The following is a 13,722-nucleotide window of genomic DNA, read 5'->3' as shown; positions in this document are numbered from 1 at the left end:
ACCGCCACAACCCCGTCCCGACGACCCGAAAGACCAACCGGCCCCCGGAAAGCCCGCCCACCCCGGCGACACGGGCAGGCTAAACACACCCCAAGCCCAAAATAGCTACCGCTCAGCACTTTTCGTGGCTCAGCACCCCCGAACCCCACCGGCGCGAAAAATCGAGGTTAGAGATCGGCGAGGCTGGGGTCCAGGCGTTGGGCGGGCAGGATGGTGCGGGTCGCGGCGCGGAGGTCGTCGAGGGTGATGGTGCGCGCGGCGGTGATGCCGGCGGGGGTGGTGAGGTCGAGGGCGCCGGAGTCGATGACGCGGTTTTTCATCAGGACGGCGGCTTCGGTGATGACCATGCGGGCGAAGCGGCCGTTGGTGGCGCGGTCGATGAGGCGTCGTGGTTGGGTGCTGGGGTCGTCGCTGGCGGGTTCGTAGGTTGTGGCCAGGTGAGTGCAGAGGCGATGCCAGTAGGTGCGGCTGTCGTCGCTGAGGATCACTTTGGCGCTGCTCGTGGCCATGCGGTCGATGATTTGGAGCATTTCGTCGCCGGTGTAGGAGGGGAATTCGAGTTGGATGGGGAATCGTCCGCGTAGTCCGGGGTTGGCGTCGAGCATGGCGGCGATGGCGTGTTTGTAGCCGGCCATGATGATCATGGTGCTGTGGCGGTGGTCTTCGGCGAATTTCATGATGGTGTCGAGGGCCTCGATACCGAAGTCGTTGGCGGTGTGCGGCTTATAGAGTTCGCCGGCTTCGTCAATGAAGCCGACCCCGCCGCGGGCTCGTTCGAGGAAGGCTTCGGTGCGCTGGGTGGTTTCGCCGATGTGGGCTCCGACGAGGTCTTTGCGGGATGCCTCTACGACGTCGGGGCGGCTCAACAAGCCTAGTCCGCAGTATTGTTTGCCGACGTCTCGCGCGATCGATGTTTTGGCGGTGCCGGGTGGTCCGACGAAAGTCATGTTGAGGCTTTCGATTTCGCCGATTTCTTGGCCGGCAGCTTTCATGGCGGCGTCCCATTGGCGGGCAACTTTGAGTTGATGGAGGCGTTTTTTGACCGGGGTCAGTCCGATGTAGGTCTGGATGTGGGCTTCGGCCTTGGCCAGCATGTCGGGGTCGCCAGCGCGTTGGTGCTCGCGTTCAAGCTCGGTGAGGCTGGGCCCTGATGCGGGGTCCCAGCGGTCGGTGCGCGCAGCGATCGCCTCGGCAGTGGTTGTCAGGGCCGCGTAGGTGGGGTCGGCGAGCGCGGCGGCAGCGTCGGGCCGCAGGGCGCCGGCGATGGTGGCGGCTTGGAAGTGTGTGCGCGCCGCTTTTTCATTACCGCGGACGCGCTCGCACAACCCCAGGTAGAGGGAGGTTTCGGCGGCGATGGCTTCCACGGGGCTATTGATGGCGATCAAGGTCGCGTAGGCGGTGTCGGCGCGGCCGAGGCGGGTTTCGGCGATGCCGGTGAGCAGCCGGTTAGCGGCCGCGATGGTCGGGTCGGGGGCGGGGGCGGTGCGGCTGGTCCAGTCCAGGACATCGGGCCAGCGCTGGGTCACGTAGTGCAGGCTGGCGCCGATGAACTGGTGGATCTGGGTTTGGGTGGGGTGGTCTTCGAGATTGATGTCGTTGAGCAGCTTTTCGGTGGTGTCGTAGTCGCCGGTGCCCAGGACGGCCATGATGTGGGCGACGGCCAGGCCGAGGCGGGTTTGGGGGTAGATGACGACGAATGCGGGTGCGGCGACGGTGGGGATGAGGGTGGAGTCGGGCAAGCCCAGGCGGCGGGTTTCTCGGTGCAGGGTGGCGCTGGTTGCGGCGGCGCGCGCCAGGATGTGGGGGGTGGGTTGGCCTGCGATGGCCAGCCCGAGCCAGGCGTCGCACATGGTGGGGTCGGCGTCAGCGGCGCGCTGAAAGTGTTGGCGGGCCGCGGCGAGGTCTTGTGCTGCGTGGGTCATGCCGAGGGCGGCGATGGCGTCTGCGAAGGATTTCTGGGCGTTCACGGACGGTCACCTTTTCGGGCGGTGGGGCGAGGGGGTGCTGTTGGGAATTCTAAAGGGGGGTCGTCGTGGTGTGGTGGACGGTAGACGGGTCGAGCTGCGACCGGAGGGAGGAAGAGGTCGGCGTCTGCGGGTGGTTGGCCGGCAGCGTCGTCCGGTGCGGCAGGCTCGGGTGCGCGGTGGGCACCGGAGTGGGGTGGCTGAGTACTAGGGTGATCAGGTTGGCCATCGGGTGATGTGTTGTGATTGGGGTGCTCGCGTGCATGGTGCGCGACGGTGGCCACGGCGGCGGCCGGGATAGCGACTTCGGGGGCGGCCGCCATGCCGGCGGCCTCGGCGACGGTGGCCGCTTGGCTGGCTTCGCCGGCGACAGTGGCTGATTCGGCAGCCGTCTCGGCGGCGGCTTGGCCGGCGGGGGCGCCCATGGTACGGCTGGGCCGTGGTTTGACCACCTCGAAACCCGGAACGTCTTGTCCCTGTGGCTCCTCGGTGGCCTCGGTGTCGTCGTCGCCTTCGTTGCCGCGGTTGCGCCAGCTTCGGTAGCGGTCGCGGGCATCGCGCATCTTGTCGAGGCCGTCGTGGAAGTCACCGTATTGCGCCTGCGCGCCGGAGCGCACCGAATGCCAGGCCCCGGAAATCTGGTGGCCGATGGTGCCCAGGCTGTCGGTGTAGAAGTGTTTGTCGATGTAGTGGAACGCCAGCAGGGCCACGATCGAGCCGATGGCGATGAGCATCAGGCGCGGCACCACACTGAGTTGACCGTGCCCATATAGCGGCGTGGTCAGCGCCCATCTCATCGCCACGCTGCTGACGGCCAGGAACGTGGTGAAGATGATCATCTGCACGGCATGCAGCGGCAGTTGAGATCCGGCGTGAGCGGCGAAGCGTTTGGGCCGTTCGAAGCCCATCATCCCGGCGAGGAAGGCGGGCACCACGACGATGCCGTAGTAGGTCGCCTTGACACCGACCAGCAAGGTGGTGATGCCCGCGTACCAGATGAATAGCGCGACCGCCAGGGCGATCACGATGAAGACCACACCCAAACCGATGTCGTTGGCGCCGAGCTGCTGGGCGTGTGCGAGCGCCTCAACGGCGCCGCATCCCTTCATCGCGTGCGCCGGGCCCGCACCTTGACCGTTGGCGTTCATCACAGCGCGGGACCAGGCCGCGGCACATCCTGGGGCGTCGTCGATGACCATGCCGAAGTTCATCAGCTGCACCATGGGACGTACCGTGGCTGAAATGAGTTGGGAGATCAGGCCGTTGAGTTGATTGTCGAGCGACTGGCCGGGGGCGTAGCTGGTAGTGCTGGCCGAGCGGGCGAGGTGAAAGCCTGTCCATCGCGCGGTTCCCAACAGCCCGTGCTCGCTGGTCAGGTCGTCGATGGGGTTGCGGAACACGGTCCACCATAAGGCGGTCAGCATCGCGGCGTTGCCGGCCACACTGTAGGCGCGGCCGACCCGCCCGCGCATGTAGTGGTAGCCAGCCACGCACGTGCACAACAGCAGGGCCAAGGGTCCTAACCACATGTCGTTGATGAGTGTGTTGACGGACTGCCACAGGGGGCGTCCGAGGGTGGCCAGGGTGCCGAGCCATGCGCTGGAGTTGGCGAAACGTAAAAACCAAAACGACGTCGCGAAGATGAACACCAGTGCGCCGGTCTCAGTGGTCAGGATCAAAGCGACAAGGCTGTGGGTGAATCCGATCTGGGTGGCGTCGGCCAGCCAGGGCAGCCAGGTGCTGGGGTCGATGGCGCTGATGTGTTGGCCGTTGTTGGTCATGGCTTCGGAGGTGTCGACGACGGACAGGAAATAGTCTTTGAGCGGCACGCCGTAGGTGTCTTTGAGACCGGTCCACCCCAGTGCTGCCGCTCCGGTTTCGGCGGCCGCGTTCGGGGCGCACGCCACAGCCCACAGGCAGAGGACGTGGACGCTGCCGGCTAGGATGAGCGCTCGGCGCAGCCGCGGGTGATCGCACAGCCAGGCCACGACGTGTTCGGTGTGGGTCATGTCGCCACCAATGCGGTGCTGTCGAAGGCGCGGGCCTGTTCTTCGGTTGGGGCGCCGAAGAATTGGACGCGTGCTGGCCGGCCGAGTTCGTCGACGAGGAATCCTTCTCCGACGCGGTCGGGGTCTACGGCGCCGGCTTCGATGAGCTGCGGGCTGTCCCAGTGCTCGTCGTCGTCGATGAGGTCTTCGTCGCGGGTGTTGCCGGGGCTGGTGTCTTCGCACAGTGCGGCGACCAGCTCGGGATACATGTCGGGGTCGATGCGCGCCCACTTGAGCGTCGCATGGGCCAGCTCGGGGTCTTGGACCCGGAAGATCCATTTTTGGACGATGAACTTGTCGCCCATGCGGGCAAGGTCGCGGAAATCTTGGGTGATCAGCCAGATCCCGGTGGCGTGCTTGCGGCCGCGGCGGGTGATCTTGTGGGCGATGCGGGCCGTGGTGGCAAACGCGCATAGCTCGGCGCATTCTTCGAAGATCATGGCGTCGAAGACCTCGGTGCGATCGAACATGTAGCGCTGCTCGAGTTCGATCAGCAGGCCGTAGATGGCCATGCCGGCGCGCTGGGGCCCGGTGAGGTGGGCGTAGAGATCGGGGTTGGTGAGGTCGTCGGCACCGGGCAGTGCGAGGTTGCCGGTCAAATAGACCGTCGCCGGGGAGTCTTCGGGTCGATAGGGTGGCAGGTGGTCCTCGAAAAGGCCGGGGAAGTCTTCTTCGGCGGTTTCGAGCCGCAGCAGCAGTTCGTCGTTGTCGGCGTCGGGCTGTGCGCGCAGGTGCTCCAGCAGTGCGCGGTGGCTCGTGATGCCGTGGCGGGTAAGGTTTTCCGGGCGCATCAGGCGCCGGTAGCGTTTGGCCAGAATGCTGTCGTGGGAGAGTCCGATCCACGGCAGGATGTGGGCGGCGGCGATGCGACCGGCCAGGTGGGCCGGGAAGATCACCAGCGGGTCATAGCAATACTGTGAGGTCGTGGGGTCGATGAATCGCACGCCCTCGATTGGGGTGAGGGCGCGTTTCCATTCGGCGATGGTGTCGGGTTCGAACACGACAACGCGGCCGCCGCGCAAAATGAGTTCCAGCGCCGAGAGTTTGGCGCGATTGGATTTGCCGCCGCCGGGATCCCCGACGATGGCAAGGCCGGTGTTTTTGCTGCGCCGTGCGGTGCCCTCGGGGTCGTGCAGGATGACGGCGGGGCGCATGGTGGTCTGGTCGACGGCCAGCGGACTGCCCTTGACGTTGCCGACCCGCCCGGAGATCAGCGGCAAAAACAGTGACCACAGGTGAGCGGTGGTGGGGTTGCGGAATTCATCGAGCGGGCAAAAGATTTCGCTTCCGGTATTGAAGGCTTTCCACAGCAGTGCTTGGGCGCCGCGGCGGCGTTTGACGGCGATGCCGACGGTGTCGAGTTCTTGTCGGATCTGTTTGACCGCGTCATCGAGAACGTCGGGGCTGTGGGCGCCGACCGCGATGATGACGGTGTGGTCGAGTTCGCGCTCAGCGGGATTGGCACCGAGGTGGGTGTTGTAGGCGCGGGTCCGGTGGAGTTTTTTGGGTAGTTCGTCGTCCTCTTCGGCGCTCGGCCCGCGTTGGCCCATTTGGTCTTTGATGTTTTTGGTGTTGCGGCTGTTGACGGCCTTGGCTTCATCGGGGGTGCGTAGGTCGTGGTGTTGGGTCCATTCGATGATGGCGTCGGTGTGGACGTTGAGCAGACCGTGCAGGTAGGACGCGCGGGGGAAGCGCACCCCTTTGTCGGGGAAGTGCTCGACGGTCAAAAAGGTCTGGTAGCTGGCCGGGGCGTGGGGGTTGTACGGGTCATAGACCCGGAGCAGGGGTTTGAGGCTGGGGCGCCACCAGGGTCGGTGGGCGTTGTCGCCTTCATCGAAGGCGATGCGGGCAAACTCGCTGGTGCTCAACGATTGTGGCCCCGCACCGGTGGGCGGCATCGGTTCGTGGATGACGCCGAGCATGGCGCGATGGCGGCGATACCATCGGATTTGGGCTGGGCTGGCCGGGCGAACGTTGAACTTATCGGGGAGTGCCCGGGCGATCGCGCGTGCGGTGGTGTTGTAGTGCTCAAGGGAGGTGCGGGAGTCTTTGTCGCGGCCGCTGATCCAATCCCACGCCCGTTTTCCCTGGCCCAACGGTGTGCGTCCTTGCAGGCCCGCATCGACGGGCACGGTGAGCCAAAATCGTGGACGCACCGGACCCGTGTAGCCGGTGGTCAACGTTTTGGAAGGGCGGCGGATGATGGGATCCCAGGCTCGGCACTGGTCGATCCAGGCTGGTTTGTCCAGGTGTTGCCCGACCATGTTGCGCAGGATCGCGTTGGTGTCGTCGGCGACCAGCAGCCCGCGCAGCTGCGCGCCCGAGGGTAGGTAGCGGCCGAGGTTGCGGGTGAGTTTGGCCGCGGACTGGTGCACGCTAAGCGAGCGCATATGGGTGGGCAGCCCGTCGAGCAGGAACTCGGCGTAGACGCCGCCTTTTTTGGTGAACACGATGTTGCCCTCGACGCGTTCGGGCGGGTCGAAGGTGTCGTCGACAGACAGGTACAGGTCGTCGCGCTGCCCGCGGGGTGCCGAGGTCACGACGTGGGGCGGGTGCAGGGTGTTGCGCGCGAATACCATGCGGGTCGATAGCGAGGGCCGCCCTTTGGGCAGCAGCAGGCGCATTGCGACGACGGTGAGGCCGGTCAGAATCGCGCCGGCCAGCGCGACGGGCCAGGTGGTGCCTGCGGGATGCTCGTCGACCCACCAAATGGTGGGGCCGGCGATGCCGATGATGGCGGCCAGTTCGATCTTGCGGTAGGGGCCACCGGGCCAACGGTGGCCTTTGCCGACCTCACCGCCGACGTGGATATCGACATCGCGGATGCCGGTGAATGCTTGGGCGACCTCGTTAGACCGCGCCGGCGCCGCGGTGGTGGGCGCGCTCACCAGCCGCGGTTGCCAGAAGGCAGGTGGGTGCCGTGTCCGCCGCGGTCGAGGTCGTCGAATTCTTGGTTGCCGCGGTTATAGATGCCCACCACGTGGGCGGCAACCACGGCGAGCAGAATGCCACCGCCAATCGCCGACAGTGCTGAGCCGGTACCGCGCTTGTGATGGTCGCGCAGGCCGCGCAGCAAGCCGATGACCAAGAATCCCACCCCGGCGACGGCGGCCACGATCCAGTAGATCTCGTGAGACATGTTGATGATGCCGGCGCCGGCGGCCACCGCAGATTGGTGCGCGCCGCCGGCTGCGGTTCCCTGGTCGAGCGTTGCCAGATAGGTGATGTTCATGGCGATCCTTCTTCGGTCAAAATGGTTGCAATTAACGGGTATTGGCGACAGGTGGAGGCGCGGGGGTGGGTGTGGTGTCGGCCACCACCGGCAGGGCGTCGATGCGGGCGACGAACCAGCTGCCACCGAGAGCACGCAGCGTCAAGGGGTAGGCCAACAGAACTTGGCTGTAGTCGGGGCGCCGGGCGGCAACGTCGATGTGGACGGCCAGTTGGGTGTTGTCGGCGGGGTTTTCTGGTGGGGTCTCGGCGGCTTGGGCAGCTGTGACGGTGGCGGCGGCGTAGTCACCGACCGCGCTGATGCCTGCATCGGTGGTGGTGAATCGGTTCAAGCCACCAGCGGACGTGAGGTAGGCGTTGGCGAACCCGGTCAGTAAGGCGAATAGCGGGGTGAGCTCGGTGGAGTTCGGCGGGCTTTTGTCGATGGCGACCGAGTAGCCCAATGGTAGGTAGGCGCCGGGGGGGTCGGGCTGCAGGCGGGCGATTTTGTCGAGGGCCTGCATGCCGGAGTTCTGGTATACCGCTACCGGAAGTTGGTATTTGGCAGGGGTTTTCGCCGCCCCGGGGTAGGGTTGCTCGTCCACGTCGACCTTGACGGCATAGATTCTGACGGTGGCGGTGGCCGGACCGAATTTGGTGGCTTGGGGTTTGGCGTTGGACACGGTCATGGCCGCGGTGGTCGGCAGGGTGTACTTGTGCCCGTCGGGGTAGCAGCGCGTGATGTCGGCACTGGTGTTGGAGGTCAGCAGCGCCTCGACGCATTGGGCAGCAAAGCTTTTAACGCGGTCGGTCTCGTTGATCTCGGCGCGGCTGATCGCGGCGATCGGGGGCGGCGGCGGAGGGAAGAAGAACCGCCATGCCTGGCTGACTCCGCTGATCGATGAGGTAGCGACCAGGGCGGCGAACCCGATGTGGCGCCCGGCGGTGCCGGCGGTGTGCAGGCGGCGCTTCCACGTGTTGGTGATCTTCATCAAACCGCCTTGTGGCCAAAGACTTTGATGCTGGCGACCGCGAAGGTGCCATCGCTGGGGTCGGTTGTCTGAGGCCCGCTGTCACCTCCCGATGGTGTCGGGTCGGCGGTGCTCATCGGCGGGGGCCCCAGCACCTCGGTCATGCCGGCGTCGCTGCTGGGGGTGGGGGTGGCATCGGTGGGTGGTCGGCTGGTCTGGCGGATGATGATGATGATCTTGGAAGCCAGCACCCGGGGTACTGCCAGGGGGACATCCCCGCGGTGGTTAAAGGTGTTTTGGTCCAAGAACAGGTTGGCGGGGTCGCTGAAATGCCACTGAAGGAGGGTGACGACACGATGGGCCAGCCATGGATCTGGGTCTGAGGGGCGGCGTCCCTGCGGGCCGATGGCTCCAGGGATGATGCTGACGCCGGTGATGACATAGGCCTGCGGCATTCCCGGTTGGCCTAGCTGAAGTGTGAGGACCTGCCCGGCGCCGTGCAGCACGCACACCCACGGGTTGTCCGTGCCGGGTTCAGCCACCGATTGCGCCGGGGTAGATCCGGCATTATCGCAGTCCGATGATGCGGTGAACGGCAATGGCCCGTCGGCGTTTTCATTCACTGGCGCCGGACTTGCCGCGGCGCGCGGCGGTGGGGGAGCTGTCCGTGCTGTCGTGGTCGTCGGGGAGGACAGCACCGGATTGGGGGACGGGGTGTTAACGAACGTCAGTGTCGCGGTGATCACGGTGGCCACCGCCGTGACGGCCACCAGTGCGCCGACCACCCACGGGTTGTAGCGCCGCGTCGATGGCCGGTCCGGATCATCGGATTGAGCCGCAGGCTCCGCGGTGCCGGCGTCCAACGCCGAGGTCTGTGGCTGTGGGCTTGGCTCATCAGCGGCGGCGTCCGGGTCGGAGCCGACAGTGCGCTGGGGATCATTGCTGGCCTGCTGCTGAGCACAACGGTTGTCGCGCTCCGTGTCGTCATCGGCGGCGGCATCGGCGTCGTCAAGGTCGACGACCCCGTCCTCCTCACCGATGCGCTGAGCTGTCTGCCGGTTGTTGATGTGGGGCAGGCGCGCGCCAATGCCAGACAACCACTGCTCGGCGTCAGCGGGCATGACGTAGTTGCTGCTCATGGGCGTGTGCTCCGTTCACGCTGGGGGCGGCGCCGCGAGACGTGCCGCACGGAGTGGGGCTGGCGGCGCGCGCATGAGGGCCCACCGACATGTGGCGGATCGAGTCGTAGGTAGCCGTCGTCGCGGTCGGCGGTGAAGCCGGTGTCGGCGCCGGCCACCACGTAGCGGCGCTGGGCGGCCAGAGTCACCGGAGGAAGCGCAGGCAACGTGGCGGGCGGCGGGGTTGGCGTCCTAGCTGGTTGATTGGGCGCGGCGAGGTGACGCGGCCTGTGGGTGCGCCGCCAGATCGCAAGGGCAACCCAGCATGCTGCCGCCAGGGCCAGCACCGGCAACAGGCGCCGCAGGAGTTCGACAATCAGTAGCAACGTGATCGCGGCGGCGCTAGCCGCGACCGCGACCAGCGCGAGCATCATCTTCACGCTTGTTTCTCCTCCCCAACCGAAACCAGGGTCGACGTATAAGCGTGAGCGTAGTTCTTTAGTCGTCTTTTTGCCTACAACGGTGGACAGTGAGCGTCGTCTTTAGTTATGTTTCTGGCGTGGAGATTCCCCAGCAAGGCGCGGCTCGGCTTGACGTGTTCGTCAGGCAGCGACTGGCGGCCAAGCGAATGACCTGGGCCGAGCTCGCCAGGACCGCGGGCCTGAGCAAGGACACCGTGTACCGCGCGGTCAAGCAAGCCCGCCGGATGCGGCCAGAAACCCTGACCAAGATCGATATCGCGCTGGACTGGCCGATCGGCACCTGCGCGCACGTCATCGACGGGGGCACCCCGCCGCAAGAAGCGATTCATCACGTCAAAGTCGACGCCCGACTGCAGGGCATCGAAACGCAACTCACCGAGCTGACACAGCTGCTGGGCCAGCTCAGCTGTCGACTTGGCCCGCGGGCGGACGCCAATGCCTGATCACATATTCGACGACCAACGCCGAGCCTGGATCGCCGCACACGCCGGGGTATTCCTGTTCCAGAAGCGCCGCGCCGAGCTATTGGGGAAGCGGTTGCGCGCGGCAAACCGCAACCGCACCGGTGCGCGACCTGATCCGCATGACGACCAGGTCACTGCACCGCTGCTGTTGCGCACTGCCTCAACCCCGACAGGGTCACTGGAAACCGCGATCGCGGTGATCGCCGCGCTCGCCGCACCGATCGGCTGGCCAGCCGGGCGCCTGCTCTACGAGTGGATTACGCGGCGGCTGATCCCAGATAACTTGCGCGCCTATCCGATTCCCGCGCTGGTGTGGGGGGCCATCATCTGCGGAGCGCCGCTGCTGCTCTTGGACCCCTCGCCCTCGCTATGGTCATCGCTGGTCGTGCCCTGGCTTGGTGCCCAGCTGCCCGCGATACTGCTGGCCGCAGGGATGTACGGAATCCTGGAAGGCTGGCTGGCCGTCGATGGGTCCTCGCATTGGTGGCCGATGGCGCCCAAAGAACCAGACATCGACGACAGGCTGCTGTTGGGCCCCATGGAATCGACGATGCCGACCCTGTTGGACCCGGCGCCTGTCAAACGCCGACCGGCAGCACTGACTGCACGCCGCACGCCGCCCAAGGTCACCTGGCTGCCGCTGGTGAGCGGACTGATCCTCGCGGGTGCCGGCACGCTGTGGTTTACCGCAGAAGTCATCGAGGCCACCGTGGGCAATGCAGATAGCGCTATCTCATCGACTGACGATAGGAACAGCTTTGACACAACCGCGAATTGAAACCAACCGCACGGCAACAGATCTGAGTGACGTCGAAGAAGAGTCGATCCGCCGTCAAGCCCGCGAAGCCGAGGGCTTCGACCCACACGACGACCGAGATGTGCGCGACGGAGCCGCGCGGCTGCGCTACGCGCTACGCCAGGTCGCCCAGCAACGGGGTGCCGAACTCGCAGACGACCTCGCCCATGACTGCGGGATCAGCCTCGACTACTGACCGTGCCGGCTCGACGCGGCGAGCAACGAGTGCGAGCCAAATGTGCGGTGCGGCCCCGAGCCAAGTTTCCGATGAATCGGCGGCCAGATGGCGAGAGGGTTTGGCGCGACTGGCCCGGAACCGCGGACCGCTTACAGAGAACCCCGATCTGAGCTTTCAGAGTCAGACCGGGGTCTCCGGGGGTGGCGTGAGCGCTCACAAGCGTAAAGCAGAGATTGACGTCCTTCCCGGGGCCGGGGGATTCGACGTGGTTAAGGTGTGCACCGGAGAAGGTTCAGCTCTTGTGGGCGGCGCCGACGAAGAACATTCCGCCGAGGTGCTTTTCGATTCGCCCAGTCCCGTGCAGTCCGTTGCGGGCGAGTTCGGCGGCGAATTCATCTGACTCAAAGCGGTTTTCGCGCGGATGCACAGTGAACGTGCGGAATGCCCAGCTGTCGAGGATCCGGCGCGGCACCTCTTCGAAGAGCAGTAATCCTCCAGGGCGACGCACGCGGGCGACCTCGGCCACGGCTTGCTGCCAGTCGGGCACATGATGAATGATCCCGAAGTCCACGGCCGTGTCGACGCTGCCGGCTGGCTGGGCGATCTCGCAGACATCGCCCACCGAAAGCGATACGGGAGTTCTGACAGGCCCCGGCCACGTTAGTAAGGGTATCCTAATATCGGAACAGGTAGTTGCACGCCGGCCACTGACGGCGGGCTCAACTAGGTCGCGGTAGCCGACATGCGTTGGATGCGTTTGTTGACGGCTTGGCGGTAGATGTCGATGAAGTCGTCGAAGTCAGGGATCAGGACTTTTTTGCCGGGGGCGCCGCGGGTGAGCAGTCGTGCTTCGGTGAGGTCCTGGGGTAGAAATTCTTGCCATTCGATTTCTTGGCCGAATACCGATGATTGGCCGCGGTGGCCGCTGTTGGGTTCGTAGGATTCGGTGCGTCGGGTGGACAGGCCCAGCCAGTGTGATGCCTGTTCGAGCAGGTGTCGTTCGTGGGAGCCGTACATGATGACCCATCCTGGGATCATGTCGCGCAGGGCATCAGCGTATTTGGGTCCGTAGATGACGTCGAAGTGGCTGGAGGCTTGCACTGTCATTTGGATGTTGACGCCGAGTCCGGCGCTTTCACCGCAGTAGTCGAGGAGATTTGGCAGCGGGCTGGCATTGCATACTTCGTCGAGTTGCAGCAGTAGACGGTGGGTGAGCTGGTGATTGGCTGCTTTGCGGCGGAAGTGTTGAATGATGGAGTCGATGAGCGCGACGGCCACTCCGGCCACGGTGCCGTGTTTGGGCGCGATCAAGAAGATGGTTGCGTCGGGGTCGTCGAGGAGGCTGAAGTCGAAGTTGTGGACGTCGAGTTGTTCAACAGCGCTGAGGGTTTCGAGCTTGGCTGCTGTGGCCAACCCTAAACGTAGCCAGGGCCGGATGGCTTTGCGGGCGGTGATCGCGACGCTGTCGCGCATGCGGGGATCCATGCCGAGCATGGCCAGCAGCGGCTCGGAAAGCTCTGGGTGTGGGCATAACTCGTAGGCTTTCATCCAGGACTCGGGGGGGACTTGCGGCGCCAGGGCCGCAGGACCGGAGTCGTCGTCTTGGTCTTGGGGGTTGGGGAGGCCATAGTTTTCGGCGGCTTTGAGTACCCAGGGCATTCCTTGGTTGTTGCCCCGTGGGCTGGCGGCGTAGAGCAGGGCGGCTAGTGGTGGGGCAGCGGTGGATTCCCAGAGTCCGCCGGAGCTGACCGAGGCCCCGGCGGTAGCCCCGCCGAATCCGACGCCGCTGGTTGCCAGCATGGTCTCGGCGACGGTGAGCGCTTCGTCGGCGGTGGTGATCGCCGTAGTGGGATCGGACACCATGGATTTGACGTCGGAGGGCCAGGTCTCGGTTTTGACGGGGGACAGGTCAAGGACACCGATGGGGCCTTTGGCCCGGTGGGGGATAACCAGTTGGGCGAGATCGGGTTTGGATGAGCAGGAGAACACCGGTCCGGGGTGCAGCACGGCAGCTGGGCCGAGGATCTTGCGGGTTTTGCCGGCGCGCGTCGGGGCGGTGATCGCGACGTGGGGAGCGGTGCTCACCCGAACAGGCTGTGTGTGGTCGTTGTACTCCAGCCCGCAGTAGGGGGTGTAGGGCTCTGAGAAGGTCATGCGGGGCTACCGTATCGGCGGTTAGGCACGATTGCCCTACACCGCCGGGCGTTTCACGACCTGCAGCCACCTGCTCGACTCTGTTCGCCCGTGCGTTCGGCGACGGGCTCGTCGTTCAGCTCGGTGGGGGGAGGTCGGGAGAGCGGTTGTCCTCGATGCTGAGTCCGCTGTCGTAGACGCTGGTGATGTTGAGGTGGCGGCGGTAGGCGTATTGGTTGGCCTCGCGTAGGTGTTGGCGGGTGGTAAGTGCTTGGCGCAGTTGGTCGTTGAGCACGTCGGGGTGTAGGCGGGCTGCTTGAGTCAGCAGCGGGTCAAGGTCGGGTGGGGTGGGTGTGTG

12 protein-coding genes and 1 pseudogene are annotated in these 13,722 nt (G+C 65.5%); 3 read left to right on the top strand and 10 right to left on the bottom strand.

Annotated elements, in window-relative coordinates:
• Positions 1 to 167: 167 nt before the first annotated feature.
• The 7 genes from EET13_RS29095 to EET13_RS29065 are packed head-to-tail and all read right to left on the bottom strand — an operon-like array spanning position 168 to position 9,751.
• Positions 168 to 1,967, bottom strand: a complete 1,800-nt coding sequence (locus EET13_RS29095; protein ID WP_122445485.1) for an AAA family ATPase — start codon at positions 1,965 to 1,967, stop codon at positions 168 to 170.
• Positions 1,964 to 3,973: a hypothetical protein gene (locus EET13_RS29090; RefSeq protein ID WP_122445484.1), complete on the bottom strand. Its 2,010-nt coding sequence runs from the start codon at positions 3,971 to 3,973 to the stop codon at positions 1,964 to 1,966. Before EET13_RS29090 ends, EET13_RS29095 begins: the two co-directional genes overlap by 4 nt.
• Positions 3,970 to 6,900, bottom strand: coding sequence for an ATP-binding protein (locus EET13_RS29085; protein ID WP_244604183.1), 2,931 nt, complete (start codon positions 6,898 to 6,900; stop codon positions 3,970 to 3,972). The genes EET13_RS29090 and EET13_RS29085 overlap by 4 nt, the downstream gene beginning before the upstream one ends.
• A complete protein-coding gene (locus EET13_RS29080; RefSeq protein ID WP_122445483.1) occupies positions 6,897 to 7,244 on the bottom strand; it encodes a hypothetical protein in 348 nt (115 codons plus the stop codon). Before EET13_RS29080 ends, EET13_RS29085 begins: the two co-directional genes overlap by 4 nt.
• Before the next feature lie 31 nt (positions 7,245 to 7,275).
• A complete protein-coding gene (locus EET13_RS29075) occupies positions 7,276 to 8,214 on the bottom strand; it encodes a conjugal transfer protein (RefSeq protein WP_122445482.1) in 939 nt (312 codons plus the stop codon).
• Positions 8,214 to 9,332, bottom strand: a complete 1,119-nt coding sequence (locus EET13_RS29070) for a hypothetical protein (RefSeq protein ID WP_122445481.1) — start codon at positions 9,330 to 9,332, stop codon at positions 8,214 to 8,216. The genes EET13_RS29075 and EET13_RS29070 overlap by 1 nt, the downstream gene beginning before the upstream one ends.
• Positions 9,329 to 9,751 carry a hypothetical protein gene (locus EET13_RS29065; RefSeq protein WP_122445480.1) on the bottom strand — a complete coding sequence of 141 codons (423 nt, stop codon included), beginning with the start codon at positions 9,749 to 9,751 and terminating at the stop codon, positions 9,329 to 9,331. Before EET13_RS29065 ends, EET13_RS29070 begins: the two co-directional genes overlap by 4 nt.
• A gap of 89 nt (positions 9,752 to 9,840) precedes the next feature.
• Between EET13_RS29065 and EET13_RS29060 the strand changes: the two genes are divergently transcribed.
• From EET13_RS29060 to EET13_RS29050, 3 genes are read left to right on the top strand one after another with little or no spacing between them, the layout of a single operon-like run.
• Positions 9,841 to 10,236, top strand: coding sequence for a helix-turn-helix domain-containing protein (locus EET13_RS29060; protein WP_136623305.1), 396 nt, complete (start codon positions 9,841 to 9,843; stop codon positions 10,234 to 10,236).
• Positions 10,229 to 11,035 carry a hypothetical protein gene (locus EET13_RS29055; RefSeq protein ID WP_122445478.1) on the top strand — a complete coding sequence of 269 codons (807 nt, stop codon included), beginning with the start codon at positions 10,229 to 10,231 and terminating at the stop codon, positions 11,033 to 11,035. Before EET13_RS29060 ends, EET13_RS29055 begins: the two co-directional genes overlap by 8 nt.
• Positions 11,016 to 11,249: a hypothetical protein gene (locus EET13_RS29050; RefSeq protein WP_122445477.1), complete on the top strand. Its 234-nt coding sequence runs from the start codon at positions 11,016 to 11,018 to the stop codon at positions 11,247 to 11,249. The genes EET13_RS29055 and EET13_RS29050 overlap by 20 nt, the downstream gene beginning before the upstream one ends.
• A 274-nt stretch (positions 11,250 to 11,523) precedes the next feature.
• Here EET13_RS29050 and EET13_RS29045 read toward each other — a convergent pair.
• The 3 genes and pseudogenes from EET13_RS29045 to EET13_RS30725 form a co-directional block, all read right to left on the bottom strand.
• Positions 11,524 to 11,868 (bottom strand): annotated as a pseudogene (locus tag EET13_RS29045) (class I SAM-dependent methyltransferase); the annotation flags it as partial.
• A gap of 86 nt (positions 11,869 to 11,954) precedes the next feature.
• The gene (locus EET13_RS29040; protein ID WP_122445476.1) at positions 11,955 to 13,385 is read right to left on the bottom strand and encodes a type IV secretory system conjugative DNA transfer family protein; all 1,431 of its coding nucleotides are present in this window, start codon (positions 13,383 to 13,385) and stop codon (positions 11,955 to 11,957) included.
• Between the two features lie 115 nt (positions 13,386 to 13,500).
• Positions 13,501 to 13,722, bottom strand: a 222-nt coding sequence (locus tag EET13_RS30725; RefSeq protein ID WP_168991352.1) for a hypothetical protein, incomplete at its 5' end; no start/stop codon positions are given.

The organism is Mycobacterium attenuatum, from assembly GCF_900566085.1.
Taxonomy (GTDB): domain Bacteria; phylum Actinomycetota; class Actinomycetes; order Mycobacteriales; family Mycobacteriaceae; genus Mycobacterium; species Mycobacterium attenuatum.
This window is presented reverse-complemented; position numbering and strand designations above follow the sequence as displayed.

Coding starts and splice junctions, on each gene's coding strand:
- EET13_RS29090 (WP_122445484.1), bottom strand. CDS start 3,973: ATGACCCACACCGAACACGTCGTGGCCTGGCTGTGCGATCACCCGCGG.
- EET13_RS29080 (WP_122445483.1), bottom strand. CDS start 7,244: ATGAACATCACCTATCTGGCAACGCTCGACCAGGGAACCGCAGCCGGC.
- EET13_RS29075 (WP_122445482.1), bottom strand. CDS start 8,214: ATGAAGATCACCAACACGTGGAAGCGCCGCCTGCACACCGCCGGCACC.
- EET13_RS29070 (WP_122445481.1), bottom strand. CDS start 9,332: ATGAGCAGCAACTACGTCATGCCCGCTGACGCCGAGCAGTGGTTGTCT.
- EET13_RS29055 (WP_122445478.1), top strand. CDS start 10,229: ATGCCTGATCACATATTCGACGACCAACGCCGAGCCTGGATCGCCGCA.
- EET13_RS29040 (WP_122445476.1), bottom strand. CDS start 13,385: ATGACCTTCTCAGAGCCCTACACCCCCTACTGCGGGCTGGAGTACAAC.